The sequence below is a fragment of the Rhizobium sp. P28RR-XV genome (assembly GCF_012641385.1).
In the GTDB taxonomy this organism is placed as follows: Bacteria; Pseudomonadota; Alphaproteobacteria; order Rhizobiales; family Rhizobiaceae; genus Rhizobium.
In genome coordinates this window covers 359,421-381,981 of sequence record NZ_JABAIG010000003.1, presented here as the reverse complement: position 1 = coordinate 381,981, position 22,561 = coordinate 359,421, and the positions used below count along the sequence as shown (strand labels likewise).

20 protein-coding genes are annotated in these 22,561 nt (G+C 59.3%); 13 read left to right on the top strand and 7 right to left on the bottom strand.

Annotated features, from left to right (window positions below; all coding sequences use genetic code 11):
- Window positions 1-11: 11 nt before the first annotated feature.
- A complete protein-coding gene (locus tag HGP12_RS08645) occupies window positions 12-416 on the bottom strand; it encodes a hypothetical protein (protein WP_168839321.1) in 405 nt (134 codons plus the stop codon).
- A gap of 265 nt (window positions 417-681) precedes the next feature.
- Between HGP12_RS08645 and HGP12_RS08640 the strand changes: the two genes are divergently transcribed.
- On the top strand, window positions 682-1,608 hold the full coding sequence (locus HGP12_RS08640) for a TolB family protein (RefSeq protein WP_246703292.1): 927 nt from the start codon (window positions 682-684) through the stop codon (window positions 1,606-1,608).
- 136 nt (window positions 1,609-1,744) lie between these two features.
- A complete protein-coding gene (locus HGP12_RS08635; protein WP_168839322.1) occupies window positions 1,745-3,949 on the top strand; it encodes a DUF1217 domain-containing protein in 2,205 nt (734 codons plus the stop codon).
- Between the two features lie 56 nt (window positions 3,950-4,005).
- Here the strand turns inward: HGP12_RS08635 and HGP12_RS08630 are convergent, their stop codons facing one another.
- Window positions 4,006-4,782, bottom strand: coding sequence for an SDR family oxidoreductase (locus tag HGP12_RS08630; protein ID WP_168839323.1), 777 nt, complete (start codon window positions 4,780-4,782; stop codon window positions 4,006-4,008).
- Between the two features lie 54 nt (window positions 4,783-4,836).
- The gene (locus HGP12_RS08625) at window positions 4,837-5,730 is read right to left on the bottom strand and encodes an aldose 1-epimerase (protein WP_168839324.1); all 894 of its coding nucleotides are present in this window, start codon (window positions 5,728-5,730) and stop codon (window positions 4,837-4,839) included.
- A 291-nt stretch (window positions 5,731-6,021) separates the two neighbouring features.
- Here HGP12_RS08625 and HGP12_RS08620 point away from each other — a divergent pair, with 291 nt between their 5' ends.
- From HGP12_RS08620 to HGP12_RS08600, 5 genes are all read left to right on the top strand, one after another.
- Entirely contained in the window at window positions 6,022-7,005 is a 984-nt protein-coding gene (locus HGP12_RS08620; RefSeq protein ID WP_168839325.1) for an arabinose ABC transporter substrate-binding protein, read from the top strand.
- 70 nt (window positions 7,006-7,075) lie between these two features.
- Window positions 7,076-8,581 (top strand): L-arabinose ABC transporter ATP-binding protein AraG, encoded by a 1,506-nt coding sequence (gene araG, locus HGP12_RS08615; RefSeq protein ID WP_168839326.1) that lies wholly within the window; start codon window positions 7,076-7,078, stop codon window positions 8,579-8,581.
- A gap of 16 nt (window positions 8,582-8,597) precedes the next feature.
- Window positions 8,598-9,554: an L-arabinose ABC transporter permease AraH gene (araH, locus tag HGP12_RS08610; protein WP_168839327.1), complete on the top strand. Its 957-nt coding sequence runs from the start codon at window positions 8,598-8,600 to the stop codon at window positions 9,552-9,554.
- Window positions 9,555-9,661: 107 nt separating this feature from the next.
- Window positions 9,662-10,435, top strand: a complete 774-nt coding sequence (locus tag HGP12_RS08605; RefSeq protein ID WP_168839328.1) for a FadR/GntR family transcriptional regulator — start codon at window positions 9,662-9,664, stop codon at window positions 10,433-10,435.
- A gap of 204 nt (window positions 10,436-10,639) precedes the next feature.
- Window positions 10,640-11,023, top strand: a complete 384-nt coding sequence (locus HGP12_RS08600; RefSeq protein WP_168839329.1) for an SgcJ/EcaC family oxidoreductase — start codon at window positions 10,640-10,642, stop codon at window positions 11,021-11,023.
- 42 nt (window positions 11,024-11,065) lie between these two features.
- Here the strand turns inward: HGP12_RS08600 and HGP12_RS08595 are convergent, their stop codons facing one another.
- A complete protein-coding gene (locus tag HGP12_RS08595; protein WP_168839330.1) occupies window positions 11,066-12,349 on the bottom strand; it encodes a cystathionine gamma-synthase family protein in 1,284 nt (427 codons plus the stop codon).
- Window positions 12,350-12,688: 339 nt separating this feature from the next.
- Here HGP12_RS08595 and HGP12_RS08590 point away from each other — a divergent pair, with 339 nt between their 5' ends.
- Window positions 12,689-13,468: a class I SAM-dependent methyltransferase gene (locus HGP12_RS08590; RefSeq protein ID WP_168839331.1), complete on the top strand. Its 780-nt coding sequence runs from the start codon at window positions 12,689-12,691 to the stop codon at window positions 13,466-13,468.
- Window positions 13,469-13,606: 138 nt separating this feature from the next.
- Here the strand turns inward: HGP12_RS08590 and ppk2 are convergent, their stop codons facing one another.
- Window positions 13,607-14,521 carry a polyphosphate kinase 2 gene (ppk2, locus tag HGP12_RS08585; RefSeq protein WP_168839332.1) on the bottom strand — a complete coding sequence of 305 codons (915 nt, stop codon included), beginning with the start codon at window positions 14,519-14,521 and terminating at the stop codon, window positions 13,607-13,609.
- 97 nt (window positions 14,522-14,618) lie between these two features.
- On the bottom strand, window positions 14,619-15,407 hold the full coding sequence (locus tag HGP12_RS08580) for a 3-hydroxybutyrate dehydrogenase (RefSeq protein WP_168839333.1): 789 nt from the start codon (window positions 15,405-15,407) through the stop codon (window positions 14,619-14,621).
- A gap of 205 nt (window positions 15,408-15,612) precedes the next feature.
- Here HGP12_RS08580 and HGP12_RS08575 point away from each other — a divergent pair, with 205 nt between their 5' ends.
- Window positions 15,613-16,359 (top strand): acetoacetate decarboxylase, encoded by a 747-nt coding sequence (locus HGP12_RS08575; protein ID WP_168839334.1) that lies wholly within the window; start codon window positions 15,613-15,615, stop codon window positions 16,357-16,359.
- A gap of 39 nt (window positions 16,360-16,398) precedes the next feature.
- Window positions 16,399-17,556 carry a patatin-like phospholipase family protein gene (locus HGP12_RS08570; protein ID WP_168839335.1) on the top strand — a complete coding sequence of 386 codons (1,158 nt, stop codon included), beginning with the start codon at window positions 16,399-16,401 and terminating at the stop codon, window positions 17,554-17,556.
- 109 nt (window positions 17,557-17,665) lie between these two features.
- On the opposite strand, the gene HGP12_RS08565 is transcribed toward HGP12_RS08570, so the two are convergent.
- Window positions 17,666-18,286 (bottom strand): ABATE domain-containing protein, encoded by a 621-nt coding sequence (locus tag HGP12_RS08565; protein ID WP_168839336.1) that lies wholly within the window; start codon window positions 18,284-18,286, stop codon window positions 17,666-17,668.
- Between the two features lie 358 nt (window positions 18,287-18,644).
- On the opposite strand from HGP12_RS08565, the gene HGP12_RS08560 reads away from it, so the two are divergent.
- The 3 genes from HGP12_RS08560 to HGP12_RS08550 all read left to right on the top strand — a co-directional run bounded on the left by HGP12_RS08560 (window position 18,645) and on the right by HGP12_RS08550 (window position 22,554).
- Window positions 18,645-19,487 (top strand): alpha/beta fold hydrolase, encoded by an 843-nt coding sequence (locus tag HGP12_RS08560; protein ID WP_168839337.1) that lies wholly within the window; start codon window positions 18,645-18,647, stop codon window positions 19,485-19,487.
- Window positions 19,488-19,696: 209 nt separating this feature from the next.
- On the top strand, window positions 19,697-21,424 hold the full coding sequence (locus HGP12_RS08555; protein ID WP_168839338.1) for a hypothetical protein: 1,728 nt from the start codon (window positions 19,697-19,699) through the stop codon (window positions 21,422-21,424).
- Between the two features lie 179 nt (window positions 21,425-21,603).
- Complete coding sequence (locus HGP12_RS08550; RefSeq protein WP_168839339.1) at window positions 21,604-22,554, top strand: DUF535 family protein; 951 nt, start codon at window positions 21,604-21,606, stop codon at window positions 22,552-22,554.
- The last annotated feature ends 7 nt before the right edge of the window (window positions 22,555-22,561 follow it).

Below are 22,561 nucleotides of genomic sequence, written 5' to 3'. Positions count from 1 at the left end.
GCAACGCCGGTTCAGCCAACGATGTCGAGGATGGGTGGTGCTCTTGGACCTGTGTTCGGCGGATAAAGCTGGCGGTGGAAAGCCTCAGATCTTGCGACGACCGTCTCTCCACGCGGAGAGGCAAGGCGCTCGCAAACCTCGGTGGGAGGCGCCGGCAGAAGGGCAGCCGAGGCGATCCGGCATGCCTCGCATCCCGGCGCATAGGCTTTCCCATGAACCTTGCCGTCGGCATCCTTATAGGTGACGCAGAGGATGGGCAGTGATCCATCCGGCAGCCGGTATTGGGCAAGCTCCAGCGGGGAAATCTCATCCGCCGTGGCGACGACCGGCTGATGGGCGAAGCCGACAAACAACAGCGCCACGGCGCAAAGGATGCGCGCGCTCCACTGAAATGTTCGCGAAATCGTCTTCCGCATTCCTGTCCCCACCACAGCATTTCGCGGATGAGGTTGCAGTCATAGGGCAGGCCCATCGCAAGCGCAATGCGTCAATTCGTGCCGTGCCCTCAGCTTCGCAGACTGTACGTTTGGACCGAGAGTTCATCGGCGAGGATCGTATTGTCAGCTCAGCATTCGTACGATCGGCGAGCGCCGGCTCGATGGCAAGGATTTCATTCCGCCAGTGGCAGACGATTGAAGTACGGCTATATGTGTGACCATGACTGAAAGCGGAGGAGACATCATGCCATCCATGCGCCCAGGATCGGAATCCCGGCATCTGCTGCCGGGCCAGATCAGCGAGCTCGTCGTCTTTGATTTCGCCTCATCGACTGCTCGCGTGATTTACGAAACCGGCGAACTCATCGAGGCTCCCAACTGGTCGCCGGATGGCAAATGGCTGATCTATAACGGCGACGGTCGCCTGTTCCGCATCTCTCCCGATGGACGGGACGGGCCGCACCGCATCAATACAGCCCCGATGGAAAACCTGAACAACGACCATGTCGTATCACCCGATGGTCGCTCCTTCTTCGTCAGCGCCAATGACGGTCATCTCTATCAGGTGCCGTTCGAAGGTGGCGCGCCTCAGCGTGTTTCCAACGAGCACGATCCGTCCCGAGATTTCAAATACTACCTGCATGGCATCTCCCCCGACGGCAGGACGCTCGCCTATGTCGGATTGGAGCGCCGCGTTGGCGGCGGCATTTTCACCCGCATCTGCACCATCCCCGCCGCCGGCGGCGGCGAGGATGTGTTTCTGACCGATGGTGCTTGCCCCGTCGATGGGCCTGAATTCTCGCCCGACGGGCATTGGATCTATTTCAATTCCGAGGCTGCGGCGATGCAGCCGGGGCATGCTCAGGTGTTCCGCCTGCGCCCGGACGGTTCCAAGCTGGAGCAGCTCACGCATGATGATCGGGTGAACTGGTTCCCGCATCCGGCGCCCAACGGCCGCGATCTCGTCTATCTGAGCTATCCAAAGGGAACGATCGGCCATCCCGCGGACAAGCAGGTGATCCTCCGTCTCATGCCGGCGGACGGAGGCACGGCACGAGATCTCGACGCTTTCAACGGCGGCCAGGGAACGATCAATGTGAGCTCCTGGTCACCGGATTCCAGCGCCTTTGCCTATGTTCGCTATCCGTTGGCCGCGCAGCCGCCGGCCTGAAGGAAAGCCGTCGCCACGATGGCCGAAGGGCTTCCGAAAGCAATGCCCGCAGATTGCGATCTAGCCTCGCGCAAGGTCTGGTTGCGATAGTCGGCTTTGGGGCGAATGCTGGTGAATTGCGCTGTGGGGGCGATCGATGATTTCAACGTATCTCGGCTATGTGACCGCGACAAAGGATATGGCGTCGACGCTTGCGCGCATCGCCAAGCAGACAACGGTCAAAAGCGACCAGCAATATTATGATGCGCACATCGGCAAGATCAAGAATGTCGATGAGTTCGTCAGCGACCATAAGCTCTACAGCTATGCAATGAAGGCCTATGGCCTAGAAGACATGACCTATGCCAAGGCCTTCATGAAGAAGGTTTTGACAAGCGACCTCAGCGATCCGAATAGTTTCGCAAACAAATTGACCGATAGCCGCTACCGGCAATTTGCCGCGGCTTTCAACTTCGGTGGCAAGTCAAAGAATCAGGCAGCTCAGACCGATGCCCAGAAGAGCGATACGATCGGGCTCTATGAGCAATCCTTCGCCAATGAAACAACTTTGGCAGCGAAGGAGAGCAAATTCTACGACAGCTGGATCGACAAGGTGTCGAATGTCGACGATATCGTCAACAGCAGCAGGATGAGAGACTACATCCTGCGGGCGCATGGCATCAATCCGGACAATATATCGAAGTCGTTTCTCACGTCGGTTCTGACCAGTGATGTCAGCGATCCGAACAGCTTCGTCAATCAGGCAGGCAACTTCTCTTCGGCATCGGCTCAGGCAACCTATAAGCTGATCGCATCGCAGTTCAATTTCAATGATGATGGAACGCTTTCCGCCGCGTCGGCGCAAACGACGCAGCAGAAGGAAGCGATGATCTCTCGCTATAACAATACTGTCCCGAGCCTGCTGACCCCGACCATGGCCGTCAGCAACGACGACTATTATCGCCAGGCAATCACGAAGGTGACGTCGCTGAGTGACATCACCGGCGACAACAGGCTTTTCTCCTATATCAAGGAGGCTTTCGGTCTCAGCGCCAAACTCACGCCGGCCCAATTCAATCTCGCTTTCGCCAACCCCACCTATGCCGATGTCTCCGGCATGAAGGATATGGTCGCTCATTTCAATTTCGCGTCCGACGGAACGCTGCCGGCGGGGCAATCAGCGCAATCGGCGCAAGCCATAGACGATATCTCCATCAAATATTTGACGCAGGCCAAGGGTGCCAAGCAGGCCTTGTTCAAGGATGCGGAGGACCACTACAAGTCGGCGGTCGGCAAAATCAAGACGATCGAGGATTTCTTCGCCGCCAATGACACGAAGAGCAAGGATCTGCCGACGATCGAGGACATGGCGCTCCGTGCCTTCGGGATCGGCAAGAATGAGGTCTCGCGGGACCAATTGCGCAAGATCCTGGAAAGCAATCCTTATGACAGCAAGAGCTATGTCAGCTCCCTGAAGGACGAGAGGTATGTCGAGCTTGCCAAGGCATTCAACTTCGACAGTAAGGGTAATCTCCGGGATCCGGTCACGGCCTTGTCGAAGGGCTCGATCAACAGCTTCATTTCCGCCTATTCGAAAGCGAAGACGTTCGGGCTGACGGGTGAGATGCGGGACAAGGCGATCAAGGATGCGAAGGACGCGGCGACTGAATTCAGCAAGTCGATTGCCAAGGTCGACACCGTCGATGAGCTCCTGGCGGATAAGAAGGTGACGGAATTCATTCTCGTCGCCAATAATATCGACCCCAAGACGGTCGACAAGGCGACCTTGAAGAAGGCCCTCACCGCCGATCCCGAAGATGCCAAGGGATTCCTGAACACGCCGGCAGGCCAGAAGTTCAAGGCCATGGTGAACGTCTTCAATTTCGACGCCAAGGGCAACCTGACGACCGCCAAGATCGAACCAGGGCAAAACAAGGGCGCGCGCCTCGCCACGGACGATCTCTTTCTCCATCAGACCCTGGAAACCCAGCAGGGTGCCTCCAACGATGGTGTCCGCCTTGCGCTTTATTTTCAGCGAAAGGCGCCGCAAATCAATTCCGTCTACGACATCATGTCCGATCCGGCGCTCTACAATGTGATCAAGACGACCTACTCGCTACCGGCGTCGATGTCGAACATGGATGTGAGCCGCCAGGCGAAGATGCTGGAGAAGCTTTTTCCGGTCAAGGATTTGCATGATGCCGGCAAGGTGAGCAACCTGCTGAAGCGCTTCGCCGCCGTATATGACGCGGCAAACGGCGCAAATACCGCCTCGCCTGCATCCGCCATCCTAAACCGTGGCTCCGGAGTTGGCATGAGCGCGGATCTTATGCTGTCGATCGCCCAGCTCACGTCGCGATAGCATATTGCGTGTTTGCCGTATTGGGCCGGGTCGGCGTCGGCAACGCGGGGCCAACATCATTGATGCTGCAGCACGCTCAGGCCGCCGTCCACGGTCAGGCATGTGGCATTCATGAAGGGGCATTCATCCGAGATCATGAAGACGGCGGCCAGCGCTATTTCCCGCGGCGCGGCGATACGCCCGCCTGGATGCAGCCTCAGCGTCTCCGCCTTTGCCGCCTCCGGATCGGGAAAGCCGTTCCAATAATCGATGACTTTTTGTGTCGCAACGTAGCCGGGCGCCAGGGCATTCACGCGTACATTCTTCGACGCGTATTCGATCCCCAGTGACTTGGTCATGCCGAGGAGCGCATGCTTGGCGAGCGGGTAGGGGAAGGTGTGCGGAATGATGGTGAAGGCATGGGTCGAGGCGATATTGAGGATGACGCCACCGCCCGAGGCGATCATCCCTGGCAGAACGGAGCGGCAGCAATTCCAGGCGCCCTTGAGGTTAATGTCGAAGCAGCGCTCCCAATCCTCGTCCGTCAGCTGCAGCGGTTCGGCAAAGACGTTGACGCCGGCATTGTTGACCAGCGCATTGATGCTGCCGATCTCCGCCGCTGCCTTGGCGACGGCCGCACCCATGGCGGCGGCATCGGTAATGTCGGCCGCCTGATAGCCGACGATGCCTCCTTGTTCCTTCAGCTTGGCAGCGGCCTGTTCGAGAAGGGCTTCATCGCGGTCAATGAGAAAGATATGCGCGCCTTCGGCTACAAAAGCTTCGGCGATTGCCAGACCGATCCCCTGTGCGGCTCCGGTAATGAAGACCCTTTTTCCGGAAAGGCGATTTGGCATTCGGTGTTCCTCTTTTGGCGTGGTCCGGAAATTTGAGCGATGAGCGGTCGTCGGCTATTCCGGATATTTTTGTGGCTGCAGATGGACCGACCCCGAAAGGCTTTCTCCAGGCTGCAGGATTTTCAGATCTCCCAGATCCGGAAGGTTATGACCGTTTGCAAGGTGGGACATCGGCTCGAAGCAGAAATAGTCGTGGCGAAAGGCCGGGTTGAAAATTGTGTCGGGGACGAAGATGAAGGCGTGCCTGATCGATGCGTCGGCAGTCAGACGCAGGCTTACGCCCTTTTCTGGCCAGTCAATCCGCGCTTCGCCACTCCATCCCTCGAAGCCGTTGTTGACCCAGCGGCGAGGAAGCGGCGACGGCCGGGAAAAGTCGAGATCCGCCGGAATAGCGGTACGTTCTCCCGGCAAAAAGCCCTCGGTCTCCGTCCAAAATCGCTGCGCCGGCGCGAAAAGCGTCGTTTGCGGCGTCATCGGGAAATAGGGATGCCAGCCAAGCCCGAATGGCAGCGCGACCGTGCCGGTGTTCTCCACGCTCATCTGCAGCGTCAGCCCTTCGGACGACAGCGCAATGGTCTGCTTCGCATCGTAACTATAGGGCGTATTTTCCCCTCGATGGCGAAAGCCGATCTTCAATTCGTTGCCGCTGCGAGAGAGAATGGACCATTCCCCCTGCCAGCCGTCACCGTGCAGATAATGAGGGTCCGACGCCGTGTTCGGCCGAAGCTGGTAGTCGCGTCCTTCGAATGTGAAACGGTTGTTCCGGATGCGGTTGCCGAAGGGGGCCAGCGGATAGCAGGCGGAAGAGGGTGCACTGGCATTATCCGGCGCCGGTCTGAGAAGCGCAATTTCGTCGCCATCCGCGGCCCAGGTATAGTCGAGCAATATGCCGCCCAAAGTCGATGCGCGAACCGAAAACAAGCCGTCCTGCAAATCGATGATGCTCATTGAACGGCTGCCATCCCCTCGCCATCAGGCCGATCCCGAATGGTCGGGCACCCTATATTCGCGCCTTTTAATGTCAACAGATATATAGGATTTATTTTTTCCATGTTGCCGGTTTCTCATGTGTAACCATCTTGTTTTCATCGGAAACGTGCCGTTTTCCTGGATAAGGCTCAGCCCATGTCAGCAAGACAGAATAAATAATCATACATAAATATTGACCGGTATGATGTTTTTTCCTATTCACACTTTGCTGCCGACAAGTGGCAGAGCGAGATTTTAGGGAGAGAGACCATGCGCTTTTTCAAAGCAGCCATCCTTGCGGGCGCGTTTGCCGTTCTGGCCGCCGGCTCGGCGCTTGCTAAAGACGTCAAGATCGGGTTCATCGTCAAGCAGCCGGAGGAGCCCTGGTTCCAGGATGAGTGGAAATTTGCCGATCAGGCCGCCAAGGAGAAGGGCTTCACGCTCGTCAAGATCGGCGCCGAGGATGGCGAGAAGGTTCAGTCGGCGATCGACAATCTCGGGGCGCAGGGCGCGCAGGGCTTCATCGTCTGCACGCCCGACGTCAAGCTCGGCCCCGGCATCGTCGCCAAGGCCGCCGCCAACCAGCTGAAGCTGATGACCGTCGACGACCGCCTCGTCAATGCCGAAGGCAAGCCGCTCGAGGATGTACCGCATATGGGCATCTCCGCCACCAAGATCGGCGAGACCGTGGGGCAGGCGATAATCGATGAAGTCAAGAAGCGCGGCTGGGACATGAAGAATGTCGGCGCGATCCGCGTCTCCTACGATCAGCTGCCGACGGCCGTCGACCGCGTCGAAGGCGCGATCTCTATCATGAAGGCCGCGGGCTTCCCGGCCGCGAATATCTATGACGCGCCGCAGGCAAAGACCGACACGGAAGCAGCACTCAACGCCGCGACCACGGTTCTCAACAAGCATGCCAATATTAAGTACTGGGTCGCCTTCGGCCTTAACGACGAAGCCGTGCTCGGCGCCGTCCGCGCCTCGGAATCGGTGGGCATACCGGCCACCAACATGATCGGCGTCGGGATCGGTGGTGCGGATTCGGCGATCAACGAGTTCAAGAAGCCCGCCGCGACAGGCTTCTTCGGCACGGTCATCATCTCGCCGAAGCGCCACGGCTACGAGACCGCGCTCGATATGTATGACTGGATTGCCAACGGCAAGGAGCCGCCGAAGCTGACGCTGACCTCCGGTTCCCTGGCGCTGCGCGGTGACTACGAAAAGGTTCGCAAGGATCTCGGCATCGAATGATCATCCCTCAAGGGTGATTTCCGTCCGGCGGCCCATTGCCGCCGCCGGACCTTCTCTCGATGGAGCAAGTATGGCTTTCCTTGAATTCAAGGGCATTTCCAAGGGCTATCCGGGCGTTCAGGCGCTGTCCGACGTCTCTTTCGATGTGAAAAGGGGCGCGGTGCATGGGCTGATGGGCGAAAACGGCGCCGGCAAATCGACGCTGATCCGGGTCCTTTCCGGCGATCAGGCGGCACATGCGGGCAGTATCGTCATCGATGGGGTGGAGCAGCATTACAGCTCCGTCCGCGATGCCTTTCATGCCGGCGTCGTCGTCATCCACCAGGAGCTGCAGCTGGTACCGGAGCTGACCGTCGCCGAGAACCTCTGGCTCGGTCGTTTTCCCGGCAAGGCCGGTGTGATCGACGGCAAGACGCTGGTCGAGACCGTCCGCGCCAAGCTCAAGGAAATCGGCATCGACGTCGATCCCGCAGCCAAAATTTCCTCGCTGTCGATCGGCGCCCGCCAGATGGTGGAGATTGCCAAGGCCGTCATGGTCGAGGCGCGGGTGATCGCGCTCGACGAGCCGACCTCGTCGCTATCGTCACGCGAAAGCGAAATCCTGTTTTCGCTGATCGACCGTCTAAGAGCTAACGGCACCGTCATTCTTTATGTCTCGCATCGCCTGGATGAAATCTTCCGGCTCTGCGACAGCCTCACCGTGCTGCGAGACGGTAAGCTCGCGGCGCATCATCCCAGCATCGCCGATACGACGCGGGATCAGATCATCGCGCAAATGGTCGGCCGCGAGATCAGCAATATCTGGAACTGGCGCGAACGGCCGCTCGGCGAGGTGCGCCTGGAGGCCAAGCAATTGTCCGGTTCGAAGCTGCGCAATCCTGTCAGCTTCTCGGTCCGCAAAGGAGAAATCCTGGGCTTCTTCGGCCTTATCGGCGCCGGCAGAAGCGAGATGGCCCGCCTTCTCTATGGCGCCGATCACCGTCACCAGGGCAGCGTTTCGATAGACGGAGTTGCCGTCGCGCCGAACAATCCGAAGGCTGCGATCAGTGCCGGCATGGTTCTCTGCCCCGAGGACCGCAAGTTCGACGGCATCATTCAGGGACGGTCGATCGAGGAGAACATCGCCATCTCCTCGAGGCGGCATTTCTCGCCGTTCGGCATCCTCAATCCGAAGAAGGAAGCCGCGGTCGCCGATCGGTTCATCGCCAAGCTCCGGGTGCGCACGCCCTCGCGCCGGCAGGATATCGTCAATCTGTCGGGCGGCAATCAGCAGAAGGTCATCCTTGGCCGCTGGCTTTCCGAACAAGGGGTCAAGGTGCTCGTCATCGACGAGCCGACGCGCGGCATCGATGTCGGCGCCAAGTCGGAAATCTATGAAATCCTCTATGAGCTGGCCGCCGACGGCATGGCGATCATAGTCATCTCCAGCGAGCTTCCCGAGGTCATGGGTATTTCCGATCGCATCATGGTCATGTGCCAGGGCCGCGTCGCCGCCAACGTCGCCCGCGCCGATTTCGACGAACGCGCCATTCTGACCGCGGCTCTGCCCGACAAGAATGCCGCCGGCACAATCTAATTCAGGAATGGTAACGATGAACTCGTTGAAAAAACTTCTTCTCGGCGAACAGGGCCTGGTGGTGATCTTCGCGATCGCCTTCGTGATCGTGTCGCTCTTCGTTCCGAGCTTTCTGACGGAGCGCAATATGCTCGGTCTGCTGCAGTCGGTGGTGACGATCGGTATCGTCGCCTGCACTATGATGTTCTGCCTTGCCTCGCGCGACTTCGACCTGTCGGTCGGCTCGACCGTCGCCTTCTCGGGCATGATCGCCGTCATGGTGTCGAACTCGACCGGCTCGATCCCGCTTGGCCTGCTGGCGGCGCTGATCAGCGGCGGCCTCGTCGGTGTCGTCAATGGCGTCGTCATCGCCAGGTTCCGCATCAATGCCCTGATCACGACGCTCGCCACGATGCAGATCGTTCGTGGTCTCGCATTGATCGCTTCTGACGGCCGCGCCGTCGGCATCAACGATCCCGCCTTCTATCAGCTGGCGCTGTCGCGCTTCCTGACCGTGCCGACGCCGATCTGGATCATGGTGCTGTTGTTCCTCATCTTCGGCTTCATGCTCAATCGCACCGTTTTTGGCAAGAATACCCTTGCGATCGGCGGCAATCCCGAGGCGTCGAGACTTGCCGGCGTCAATGTCGTCAACATGCGGATCTGGATCTTCGCCTTGCAGGGTCTCGTCTGCGCCATCGCCGGCATTCTGCTCGCCTCCCGTATCACGTCGGGCCAGCCGAATGCGGCAACCGGGCTCGAACTATCCGTCATCTCCGCCTGCGTGCTCGGCGGCGTGTCGCTGGCAGGTGGCCGCGCGGCGATGACGGGCGTGATCGTCGGCGTCCTCATCATGGGCATCGCCGAGAACGTGATGAATCTGCTGAATATCCAGGCCTTCTATCAATATCTCGTGCGCGGCTGCATTCTGCTGATCGCCGTTCTGCTTGACAATCTGCGCTCATCGGCGGCAGGGCATCGCGCCCGCTTGTGACGATCAAATTCCTTGGGAGAAGATTGCCGAGCTCGCAGTTGCGCATTGATGCCAGGGCGTGGCGCCGCTCATGATTGCCACCGGGCCAGCGGAAGGGAGTGCAAGTGATGAGTACGCGTTTGGGGTCTTTACGGACACGGGGTGGGGCTGCGCCTGAACAGGGAAGGCGCACCGTTCGCGAGGAACTGTTGAAGAAACTCATCGAGCAGATCGTGTCGGGCGTTCTCGCGGAAAGCTCGATCCTGCCGAACGAAGCCGAGCTTTCCGAGGCCTATGGCGTCAGCCGCACCAGCCTGCGCGAGGCCATGCAATATTTGTCGGCGCTCGGAATGGTCCGCTCGCGCACGCGAGCCGGCACGACAGTCCTTTCGCGCGAGAACTGGAACTATCTGGATCCGCTGGTTCTCGACGCCACCCTGGCGCTCAGCAATGACCGCAGCTTCTACGATTCCCTGCTCGATGCGCGGCAGGTGCTGGAGCCTGCCGCCGCCGCGCAGGCTGCCGCCAATGCCACGGCAAAGCAGCTCGCGCAGATCGCCGAGGCTTTCGAGGATATGGTCGCCGCCAATGCTCGTGACAACGAGGCATGGAGTCAGGCGGACCTGGAGTTTCACACCGCCATCATCAATGCCAGCGGCAATTGGGTCTTCCGCCAATTCGCCACCGCCATCCGGGCAGCCCTGCTTGCAAGTTTCCGCCTGACCAATAGGGCGAGCCAATCGCACGAATATGCGATCGCCCGGCATCAGGATGTTCTGGATGCGATCCGCATGCGCCGTCCCGATGCCGCCCGTTTTGCCATGGAGCAGCTGATCGGAACGGCCAGAATGGAGCTTAGCGATGCCCTGCGCGCCGCCAAGCCCAAGGATGAGCCGGAATAGATCGGTTCGTCTGGGGCGAAGAAGGCTCGCTATCTGCTATGTTCGGCGTGACGGAGCGCACTATATCGTTAATCCGGATATTGAAACCTGGCCGGATGATTGAGCATAGGCAATGCCGACTTTCTCCGTCCAATGGTTCTCGCCTCATGAATTGAAACGCAGCCGCCGCTGCAATGCGGCGCTGCCTATGGAGGAGATTTCGGAATGACGGAGGATGAAAAGGCAATCCGGAAAGTCGTGGAAACCTGGATTGCCGCGAGCAAGGCGGGCGATACGGCAACCGTTTTAGGGCTGATGACGGACGATGTCGTCTTCATGGTGCCGGGCCGAGAGCCGTTTGGCAAGCAAGCCTTCTCGGCAGCCTCCAAGGGCAAGGACGGCGTAAAGATGGAGGGCGCCAGCGAGATCGTCGAATTGCGGGTGCTCGGCGACTGGGCCTTCATTCGCAACCACATCGACATCACGACGACACCGCCAGGCGGCGATGCCATCAATCAGTCGGGCTACACACTCACGCTTCTGCGCAAGGAGGCCGATGGCGAGTGGCGCCTCGCACGGGATGCGAACCTTCTGACCGGGCATAGCTGACCGTTGCAGCGTTCATCCGCGTCGTAAATCGAAGGATCTCCATCATGCGACTTCGAGCGCGGACGCCAGATCGGCGATCAGATCGTCTGGATGCTCGATCCCGATCGACAACCGGATCGTCGATTCCAGCACGCCGATGCGGTGGCGCACATCCACCGGAACGCCGGAATGCGTTGTTGTCGCCGGATGGGAGGCAAGCGATTCCGTGCCGCCAAGGCTGACCGCGAGCTTGAAGATCTGCAGCGCATTCAGGAATTTAAACGATGCCGGCTGGCCGCCCTTGATATCGAAGGAAAAGGTCGAGCCTGCACCGCTGCACTGGGTGGCAAAGGTGCGGCCCGTGGCCGAGGACGGATCGGTATAGGGCAGGTAATGTATCTGCTCGATCTTCGGATGATCCCGCAGGAAATCGGCCACGGCCCGGGCGTTGCTGTCGGCCCGTTCCATGCGGATTTGCAGCGTTTCCAGCGAGCGGCCGAGCATCCAGCAGGAATGCGGATCGAGCTGGGTGCCGATTGCGCCGCGCAGCGCCTTGACCTGCTTGATGACGGCTTTCGACCCAAGGGCGGCGCCGGCGATCAGGTCGGAATGACCGCCGACATATTTGGTCAGGGAATAAAGGGAAATATCGGCGCCATGCTCGATCGGCCGCTGGAAGACCGGGCCTAGCAAGGTATTGTCGCAGGCGATGATCGGCGTATGGCCCTGTTTCTTGCCGATCGTGTAGGCCACGCGGCGGATCATGGCGATATCGACCAGGCTATTGGTCGGATTGGCGGGTGTCTCCACCAGAATGACAGACACTCGGCCCTTGGCCATTGCTTCCTCCGCGCGCGCCGTCACTGAAGTTTCGCTGACGCCGTCTGCGAACCCCACTGCCGAAACGCCGAGATTGAGGAATGTCTTGGCGATAAGCGTTTCCGTTCCGCCATAGAGCGGCTGGGAATGTAGGATCGCATCGCCGGGGCGGACGAAGGCCAGCAGCGTGGTGGCGATCGCCGACATGCCGGAGGAAAATAGCGCGCCGCTTTCCGTTCGCTCATAGACGGCAAGCCGATCCTCGACGATTTCGCTGTTGGGGTGGTTGAAGCGCGAATAGACAAGCCCGACGCCGGTGCCTGCCGGCGGTTCGGTGCGGCCGGATATGTAGTTGAAGAAATCGCGCCCGTCCTCGGCCGATTTGAAGACGAAGGTGGAGGTCAGGAAAACAGGTGGCTTGACCGCGCCCTCGGACAGCTCCGGGTCGTAGCCATAATTCAGCATCTGGGTTTCGGGATGCAGCGCGTGGTTGCCGATATGCGTTTTCGAGGGATGCGGCGCAGTCATAACGGTCTCCTCGGCCGATGATGTGAATTTTAGACTCACATTATACATCACTTAATGTGCCGGCTCGCTATTCGCCATTGTCTGCGACGCGGTTTCGATATTGGGGGCCGATATAGGCTGGAACTATCCAACCCGCGCATCACTATCCGAAATACGACAGAAAGGTCGTCATATTAGTTTGCGGCGCTCGTCTTGACACAGTCCCACCCCAGTTTTCGGGAGCTTGCGGCTTCGCTGTGCGCGGTCCTTGCAGAAACGGTGCATTTTTCGACCGACTGGTCCCCCTTGATGAGGGCGCTCGGCGGCGAGATGCACGAAGAAAACCAGTGAGGTTTACATTTGAAATCGGGCGTTCGAAAATTTGTGTTTCGCGATCTTCAGAAAATCGATGGTTATATCGACCCGCCGGATGCGCTTGTCTTCCTGTCGCTGATCGAAAAGCAAAGGCAGGAAAAACTACACGGCGGCCTCGCCGAAATCGGGGTCTATTATGGGCGGTCCTATTTCTTGCTGCGCAAAATCAGCGCCCCCGATGACAATGTGCTTGCGATCGACCTTTTCGACGTAGAAGCGGATGGTGCGCAATATCAACGCTTCCTCGACAACGGAAGATCACTGGGCATTCCCGTCGATGAAGACCTCGTCATAACCGGCGATAGCACCAGGCTCGATCCGCAGGAAATCATCGACAAAGTTGGGCAGGTTCGTTTTTTCAGCGTCGATGGAGGACATCTGCTTCGCCACATCGTTGCCGACAGCCGGCTGGCGAAGAGCGTGCTGGCCGATCATGGCATCATCGCTTTCGACGATACATTCAATCCAGCCTGGCCGGAGGTGACGATCGGCGTCTCGGATTTTTTGCGCAGGAACAGCGATACCTTTGCCGCCTTTTGCATGACCAAGTACAAGACCTATGTCTGCCGGCGGGATTTTCATGAAATCTATCGAGCCGCACTTGGCAGGGCACGACATCTCATGCCTTTCGAGCATGCCGAGATGGATTTTCTCGGCTCGAAAGTCCTCAGGCTGCACAATCCCATCAACCGAAGAGTTGCCTATGAGCTCCTGCGGCGGCTGGGCTTGGGCGCCATATCCGGATGGGCCTACCGCCCAGTCTGACCTTGAGCCGGCCTTGCTCGCCGGTGGCGGAGTTAGAGCGCTTTAGTTTTTCACAGAACCCCTAAACCGCTCTAACTCTTTGTTATCTAGCAATTCCGGACGGAAAACCGCTCAGCACTTTTCCTGGAATTGCTCTAGTCAGTAGACTTCGGGCACGTACATTTCCGGCGGAACCGGTGTGCGATGATAATCGACATGACGCAGGCGCTCCGGCAGGACGATTTCCGGCTTTGGTACGTTTTCGTAGGGAATCTGGTTCAGGAGATGCGCGATACAGTTGAGGCGCGCCCTCTTCTTGTCGACGGCATGGACGACCCACCATGGCGCCTCGGGAATATGCGTGCGCTCGAGCATCTCTTCCTTCGCCTTGGTGTATTCTTCCCAGTGTACGCGGCTTTGCAGGTCCATCGGCGAAAGCTTCCACTGCTTCAGCGGATCCTGAATGCGCATGTTGAAGCGGAATTCCTGTTCTTCGTCGGTGATCGAGAACCAGTATTTCAGGAGAATGATGCCGGAGCGAACCAGCATGCGCTCGAAATCCGGTACGGAACGGAAGAATTCTTCCAGCTCATCGGGCGAGCAGAAGCCCATGACGCGCTCGACGCCGGCCCGATTGTACCAGCTGCGATCGAACAACACCATTTCGCCGGCTGTCGGCAGATGCGCGGTATAGCGCTGGAAATACCACTGATGCCGCTCACGCTCGGTCGGAGCCGGCAATGCGACGACGCGGCAGACGCGCGGATTGAGGCGCTGAGTGACACGCTTGATGGCGCCGCCCTTGCCGGCGGAATCGCGGCCCTCGAACAGTACGACGACCTTGAACTTCTTGTACTGCACCCAGTCCTGCAGGCGCACGAGCTCGTGCTGAAGGCGGAAGAGTTCGCGGAAATAGATGCGGCGATCGAGCGCCTCTTCGCCTTCGCCGATAAGGCCCTCTGCGACCAACTCGTCCAGCCGGTCCTCTTCGAGCTGCATCTCCAGCTCCTCGTCAAAGCTATCGACGATCTCATCCTTGATGCGGCTGAGCGGATCGTGTGTTTCATCGGTCATTATGCGCCTCCTGCTCTGTTTTCATGTAACTGCTGCAGCCTTCGACTGCAGCAAGCCGATCCGTTCTTCGAACATGCGCCGGCTACGATCTGGGGTATTATTCGGCAGTCCAGCCGCCGTCGACGGAAAGCGTCGTACCGGTAATCTGCTTTGCGGCCTCGCTGCACATGAAGACCGCAATGGCAGCAACTTCGTCAACGGTGACGAATTCCTTCGTCGGCTGGGCGGCCAGCAGCACATCGTGCTTGACCTGCTCTTCCGTCATGTTGCGTGCCTTCATCGTCTCGGGGATCTGCTTCTCGACGAGTGGCGTCCAGACATAGCCGGGCGCGATGGAATTGACGGTAACGCCGTCCCGCGCGGCTTCGAGCGCGATGGTCTTGGTGAGGCCGGTAATGCCGTGCTTTGCCGAGACGTAGGCCGATTTGAACGGAGAGGCGACCAGCGCGTGCGCCGAAGACGTATTGATGATGCGACCCCATTTGCGGGCTTTCATGCCGGGAATGGCGGCCTTGATGGCGTAGAAGGCGGCAAGGAGATTGATGCGGATGATGGCTTCCCACTTATCGTCCGGGAATTCCTCGATCGGGGCCACGAACTGGATACCGGCATTGTTGACGAGAACATCCAGGCTGCCGAAAGCTTCTTCGGCTTCGCGTACCATTGATGTCACTTCCTCGCCATTCATCATGTTGGCGCCGGAGTAGCGGCACTTCACGCCGAAATCGGCTTCGATGGCAGCCCGTTCCTTTTCGATCGCATCGGCATCGCCAAGGCCGTTGATCGTCACATTCGCGCCTTCCGCGGCAAAGGCGCGCGCGATCGCAAGGCCGATACCGCTGGTCGAACCGGTGACCAGCGCATTCTTCGAAGTCAACGAACCCATTATGCTACTCCCGCAATCGCTATGACATGGTTGGGTAAAGGGAAATGCTCAAGATGAGCGCACACTGCCAGCCGGATATGTCGCTTTGATAACAGTGGCAGGTCCGCTCCTGCGCAACCATTCTGCGGCTGACACTTCACTGTCATGCAACCGTGCAAGTTTTCGCTCCGGCGCCCGGCGATTTCCTCCAACGACGGACAATAAGATGAAGGTCGAAGACATTCTGAAGCATGCCTATGCGATGCCGCTGACCAATCCTTCCTATCCACCTGGACCCTACCGGTTCTTCGACCGCGAATACATCATCATCACCTACCGCACCACGCGCGAAGCCTTGGAGGCGGTCGTGCCCGCGCCGCTCGAGATCTACGAGCCGCTGGTGAAATACGAATTCATCCGCATGCCCGATTCCACCGGCTTCGGCGACTATACCGAGACCGGGCAGGTCATTCCGGTTACCTATCGCGGACAAAAGGGCGGCTATGTCCATTCCATGTATCTGGATGACGATGCGCCGATCACCGGCGGCCGCGAGATCTGGGGCTTTCCCAAGAAGCTGGCCAATCCGAAAATCGTCAACGAAGGCGAGGTCATCGTCGGAACCCTGCATTACGGCAGCGTCCTCTGCGCCACGGGAACGATGGGCTACAAGCACAAGCCGGTGGATCAGGGACCGCTTCTGGCCGCTCTGTCGGAGCCCAACTTCCTGATCAAGATCGTGCCGCATGTCGACGCCACCCCGCGCATCTGCGAGCTCGTACGCTATTACCTCACCGATATCACCATCAAGGAAGCCTGGACTTCCCCCGCCGCCCTCGATCTCAGGCCGCATGTCATGGCCGATGTCGCGCGGCTGCCGGTTCTCGAAGTGGTCTCGGCCGTTCATTTCACCGCCGATCTGACGCTTGGGCTTGGCGAAGTCGTTCACGACTATCTCGCCGAGCGCAGATAACTGAAAGCTTTGTTGTTAAGACCATAGTGGAGACGGACCGTGCTCGAACGAAATACCAAGGCGGCAGCGCCGACCATCCCGGAAATAGCCGCGCAATATGACCGTGTTGCCCTGGTCTTCCAAGGCGGCGGCGCGCTCGGTGCCTATCAGGCCGGTGTCTATCAGGCGCTTGCCGAGGCGGGATGCGAGCCTACCTGGCTTTCGGGTGTCTCGATCGGCGCGGTCAATGCTGCAATCATCGCCGGCAACGAACCGAGCCGGCGCCTGCAGCGCCTCGAACAGTTCTGGCAGATCATCTCCGGCCGCAAGATCTGGGCCTATACGCCGGAAGGCGATTTCTTCCGCGATATCCGCAACCGCACCAGCTCGTGGATGACGATGACCATGGGCCAGCCCGGCTTTTTCAAGCCGCGCTTTCCCAATCCCTGGCTTGAATTGCCGGGAGCCGAAGGTGCCACCAGCTTCTACGACTCGGCGGAGCTGAAGAAGACGCTCGAAATGCTGATCGATTTCGACCTGCTGAACGATGGCAAGAAGCGCTTCAGCGTCGGCGCGGTGAATGTCCGCACCGGCAATTTCGTCTATTTCGACACCGACAAAGTCCGCATCGGTCCCGAGCATATCATGGCAAGCGGCGCCCTGCCGCCGGCCTTGCCGTCCGTCCGCATCGAAGGCGAATATTATTGGGACGGCGGCATCGTCTCCAACACGCCGCTGCAATATCTGCTCGATCAGGAAGAAGATCGCAGCTCGCTCGTGTTCCAGGTGGATCTGTTCAGCGCCCGCGGCGTGCTGCCGCGCAGCATGCCGGACGTGCTGTCGCGTCACAAGGACATCATGTATTCCAGCCGCACGCGGCAGAACACCGACAATTTCAAGCGCATTCACGGGCTGAAGATGAAGCTCCTGGGTGCGTTGAAACGTGTTCCGAGGGATCAGTTGAGCCCGGAAGAGGAAGAATTGATCGCCGATTATTCCGATGCCGGCGTCGTCAACATCGTGCATCTGATCTATCAGCACAAGAACTACGAGGGCCATGCCAAGGATTACGAGTTCTCCGGCACCTCGATGCGCGAGCATTGGGACATGGGGCTGGAGGATACCAAGCGCACGCTACGCCATAGTGAATGGCTGCTGCCGCCCTTCAGCGACGATGCCGTCGCCATCCATGATCTGCACAGGGAAGATCCGGTCTGAGCCGACAGATAGCTGTCGGCGCGATTCAGCGGTGGCTGAGCCGGAGCGAGTTATATTCAGCTCCGGCTCATCGTCGCACAAAGCCTTCAATTTTTTCGCGCGGCGGGCATCAGCTCTGTTTGAGCCGGTGCCGATGGGCTGCCTGCTTGGCGCGATTGCCGCACATCGCCATGCTGCACCAGCGTCTGCGGTGGCCGCGCGTATGGTCGACGAAAAGCAAGGTGCATGCGTGGCCCTCGCAGGCCTTCACGTCGGAGAAATCCTCCGTGCAGACAAAGCGCCCCAGCGCTTCGCCAATCGGCAATAGCAGCGCTTCGGGCGAGCGCCATTTCCGCATCGGCAGAAAACTGAATTCGCCATTTTCGTCCGCCGGATTTGCGACGATCCGGGCGTAGCCTTCGTCGCGTTCCAGCAGACGGTTCAGCGGCTCCAGTTCGTTCAAGACATCCGATGTCAGCGGCTTTCCCTTGCGGGCTAGCACGAAGGCCCTGAACCATTCACGCAGACTTCTTGCCTGATCGGCGACCTTGTCGAGTTCGCCGGGTAAGGCCTGTTCGCGCATGGCAGCGAGCGTCTCTCGCGAGACGAGGTCGGCCTGTTCCAGCCAGCGCAGCAGGCCCTCTCCGTCATCGATCCAGTCGATCGGCACATCCACAGGCGTTGCGACCGAATTGAGGAAATCCAGTCCCAGCGTGTCGCCAACGAAGATGGCGGGCGAGTGGTTGCCCATCGGCTACTCCTTTTTCCGGCCGGCAGGGATACTGAGCGGCCGCTCGAAAACATCGTGTCTATATAACCTGTCAAAAGCCTCTTGACAAGTTACGCATATCAAGCGTAACCCTATTATCTTCATTTGAGAGGTTACTATTTCCACATAAGGAGAAGCCGATGTCCTCGGAAGGGGCAGATATTGCTCTTGTCTATAATGCTCAAGCGGATGAATATGGCCGGGAAAGGCGATCGCCGTCTTAGTCGGCGGAGTCTTCGGCTATCGCCATCGTTCGCATTCGGAAGGTTGCCATCACCATCTGAATTCTGGATTGGTAACTCCAAAAATTCGAATAGGAAGGTTATGAAAGGACTTTGTCATGACTAACATCCATTATCGCACCGTCAACGTCGAAGGTGTCAAGGTCTTCTATCGCGAGGCAGGTTCGTCCGGCGCGCCCAAGCTCCTGCTGCTGCATGGCTTCCCGAGCTCCAGCCATATGTATCGCGACCTCATCCCGCTTTTGGCCGATCGCTACCATATCATTGCGCCGGACCTTCCAGGCTTCGGACAATCCGACGCGCCGAAAGGCAGCAACAGCTTCGACAGCATCGCCGAGACGATCGATCGCTTCACCGAAATCGTCGGTTTCGATCGCTATGCCGTCTATGTCTTCGACTATGGTGCGCCGACCGGATTCCGGCTGGCGGTGAAGCATCCGGAACGGATCACGGCGATCATCTCCCAGAACGGCAACGCCTATGAGGAAGGCCTCAGCGATGGCTGGAACCCGATCGAGGCCTATTGGCGCGAGGCTTCGGAGGAAAACCGCAATGCGCTGAAGGCTTTCCTGGAGCCGGAAGCGACGATGTGGCAGTACACCCACGGGGTTCCGGATGCTGCCAGGGTTTCTCCGGATGGCTATTCGCTTGACAGTTTCTATCTGGCACGCCCGGGCGCGGAGAAAGTGCAGCTCGATCTCTTCGGGGATTACAAGAGCAACGTTGCGCTCTATCCGACCTTTCAGGACTATTTCCGTACCTACAAGCCGCGTTTGCTGGCTATCTGGGGCAAGCACGATCCGTTCTTCCTGCCGCCAGGTGCCGAGGCCTACCGTCGGGACATTCCTGACGCGATCGTCAAATTCCTCGACACCGGCCATTTCGCCCTCGAAACGCATGCAGCCGAGATCGCGGCCGAGATCCGCGCTTTCCTCAGTTGACATCAGCCTTGCCGCGCCGGTCATGGATCGGCGCGGTGGGCCATTTGTGCTTTTCGGGAACCATTCGCTTGAGAGCAGCAAGAAGAAGCCGGCTCCCTCAGGCCGCGGCGCTGTCGCGCAAGTGCCGCTGTTTCGTCCTCGGCGTTAACTCCGTATTTTTCTGTTCGGCTTAGTTTTCCGGGATGGTCCTAGGCGGAGTCCCAGACAGTATGGCGTATGCAGCGACAAGCCGACAATTTACCCCTTCGACGGATAGCTTCGTCGATCGGCTGGAAAGCGCCCGATTACAGATCGAGCAACGCTTCCTGGATGGTGGCGCAGTCCTCATCACCGCCACGGAAGCTCTCGCCAAGCTGGTCAGCCTGCTGGAACACATCGGCAGTTCCCTGAAGGAGGAGACTGCGACCGAAGCGACGGCTCGCCTTCTCCAGACGGTGGATCTCCTGAACAAGCTGCCACCGGCCGAAGCGCGGCGACATGCGTGCGTGGCCTCGATCAGCCAGACCGGGCAATCGCTTGCAGAGCACGTGCTCTCGATGGAAGAAACGCTGCGCTATCTGAGAACCTTTGCCGCGACCGCCAAAATAGCAGGTGCGCGCATTCCGGATTTTTCGAGCTTCGCCAGCGAAATCGTCGAGCGCATCGAATTCGCCACCAAGGAAGTCAAGGCGCTGTCGCTGCAGATCCGCTCGCTGGAGGCGCAGATCGAAACCGCCGCCGCCAGTGAGGATGGTTCGCTGGCCCAGGATCTGAACGGCATACCGTCCATTGCACAGCGTCTCGTGTCGAATGCCGAGGAGATCCAGGTTCAGCGCCGCAATCTTTCGGAGCTGGCGGATACGGTTGCCGGACTGGCGCGCAAGATCCAGAGCAAGGTTGCCCACACGCTTTCGGCCATGCAGATCGGCGATATTACGCGGCAGAGGGTCGAGCATTGCCAGGCTGCCCATATGATGACCGAAGCCTATCTCGCTTCCGAAGCTCCGGCTGGTCTCTCCGCCTCCGACCGCCAGCGCCTCTCGCAATTGACGATGACGCTGATCTTTGAACTGCTCGGCGAGACGACGAAGGGGTTCGACCGCGAGACCACCAAGATTGTCGACAGTATCCGCAGCTTCAGCGGCGATATCGGCACGCTGCTCGACCTCTACCGGACGATGATGTCGCAGAGCGGCCAGGATGGAAAGAGCCCGCTGCGCGGCGATCTTTCCGCAGCCCGGGCGGTTGTCGATCGCATTGACGTTGCCGCGGCCGGAGCAAACCGGCTTAGCGAAAAGACGTCCGAAATGGTCAAGGAGCTGACGGCAAGCATTCAGACCATTCAGCTGGTACGGCGCGATATTCAATATATGGCGCTCAACACCAATCTGCGCTGCGGCAAACTTGGAGAGGAAGGGCGGGCAATCAACGTCGTCGCCGGCGAATTGCGGTCGTTCGCATCGCTGCTCGACGAGGATGCCGAGAAGATACTGGTCAGTCTCGGCAAGCTTGAAACGCAGGCCGCCGGCCTCAAGGACTGGCGGCAGGCCGGCGAGTCGGAAAATGCTTCCGGTCTCGGCAGCCACATCGATGCAGCTCTCGTCCATATCGGCGAAGCCGGGGCGGCGATGGATCTGAACGTACGGGAACTGCGCCAATGCGGCGAGGCCATGACGTCGCAAGTGGCCGAAATTGCCACCAGTCTGGATTTCCGCTCCGGAATCGGGGAAATCCTGGCTTCCTGCGCCGGCGAGGCGGGGCTGGCGCGCCGTGCATTTGCCGGTACGGCCGGATTGGAAGCGCCTGTGGCGGCCATTTCCGGGCGCATTTTCAGGACCTATACCATGGCCGCCGAGCGCGAGATCCACGCGCGCATCTTCGGCGTGGTAAACCCGGTGGCCGAAAGCGGGCCGGCCCCGGTCCGCGATGAGAATCTGTTCGTGGGCGCCCTTTTCTGATTGCTATGCAGCGCGCGGCGTGGTCGGCGTGACGGACGCCTGTCGCGGCCCTTCTCACCGCCTTCATAAGGCTGCCGACGTCTCGCGTCCTGCCCCGCGAAAGGCTGACGCCGCCTTGACGCTACCTTGACAATTCCGACGCAGATGGTTCGGCGAAACCAAATCTGTCGGACTTTTGCATGAATCGCGAAACATTGGTCGCCGTGACGCCCGACGGCGTCATTTCCAGAATTTCTCCTCGCATAACAGTGCCGCAGGGCGCCGATGGAGCGCGTTCACCACGATATGTCGTGCTGAGCAGGATATTGACCTTCGGGTTGCGGGTGCGCTGGAAGCGGGCGCTTCTTTTCTGGGGCCGCTTCGCGGCCAATCCGCTCCTCACCATTCGCTGGTGGCGCTTTGCCGCGACCTTCGCCGCTGAGCGGGGATTGCCGCCTCCGCATGACGAGCTGCTGCAGAAGCCGCTGTCGAAATTTCTGGTCCATGGAATGCTGGGCTCCCGGCGGCTTTCGCTCCTCATCGATCATTTTTCGATCGCGGAAAGGATTCTTTCGGCGGAGAGCATGACACGCCTCTGGTGCGGCGAGTGGCTGGAAATGGGCTTCGTCCAGGGCCGCAGCGAAACCTATGCATGTTTTATCGCACTTGCCGACCGCAGCGGCGGACGTCATGAAGGCGCCTTCGCGGTCAAACTCATGCGCATCGAGGACAAGGCCGTTCTCTGTACCGTCAGATTCACTTTTGTCAGCCAGGGGTCGCAGGATCGGTATACTTTCGTCGTCGGGAGCATGCAGGGACCGCGCAATGCGAAGCAACGGATCGTCGAGGTTACCCGCGATCTTTCCGGCCTGCGTCCGAAGGAGGCGATCCTGATCGTCCTGCAAGGCCTGGTGACGGAGGGCGGCATACAGCACTTCCTCGCCGTCTCGCAGGTCAAGCATCCGATCCAGTATCGCCGTCGCATGCGGCAGTCGATGATGCGGTCGAATGTCGATGCCTTCTGGGCCGAACGGTCCGCCCAACCAGAGGGCACCTACGGTTTCAGCGTTCCCTTTTCGAAAATCTGCGGAGCCGATAGACGCAGCCAGAGCAAAATGTGGTTCCACGGCATCGGCGAGCTCTTCCTTTGATCATCGG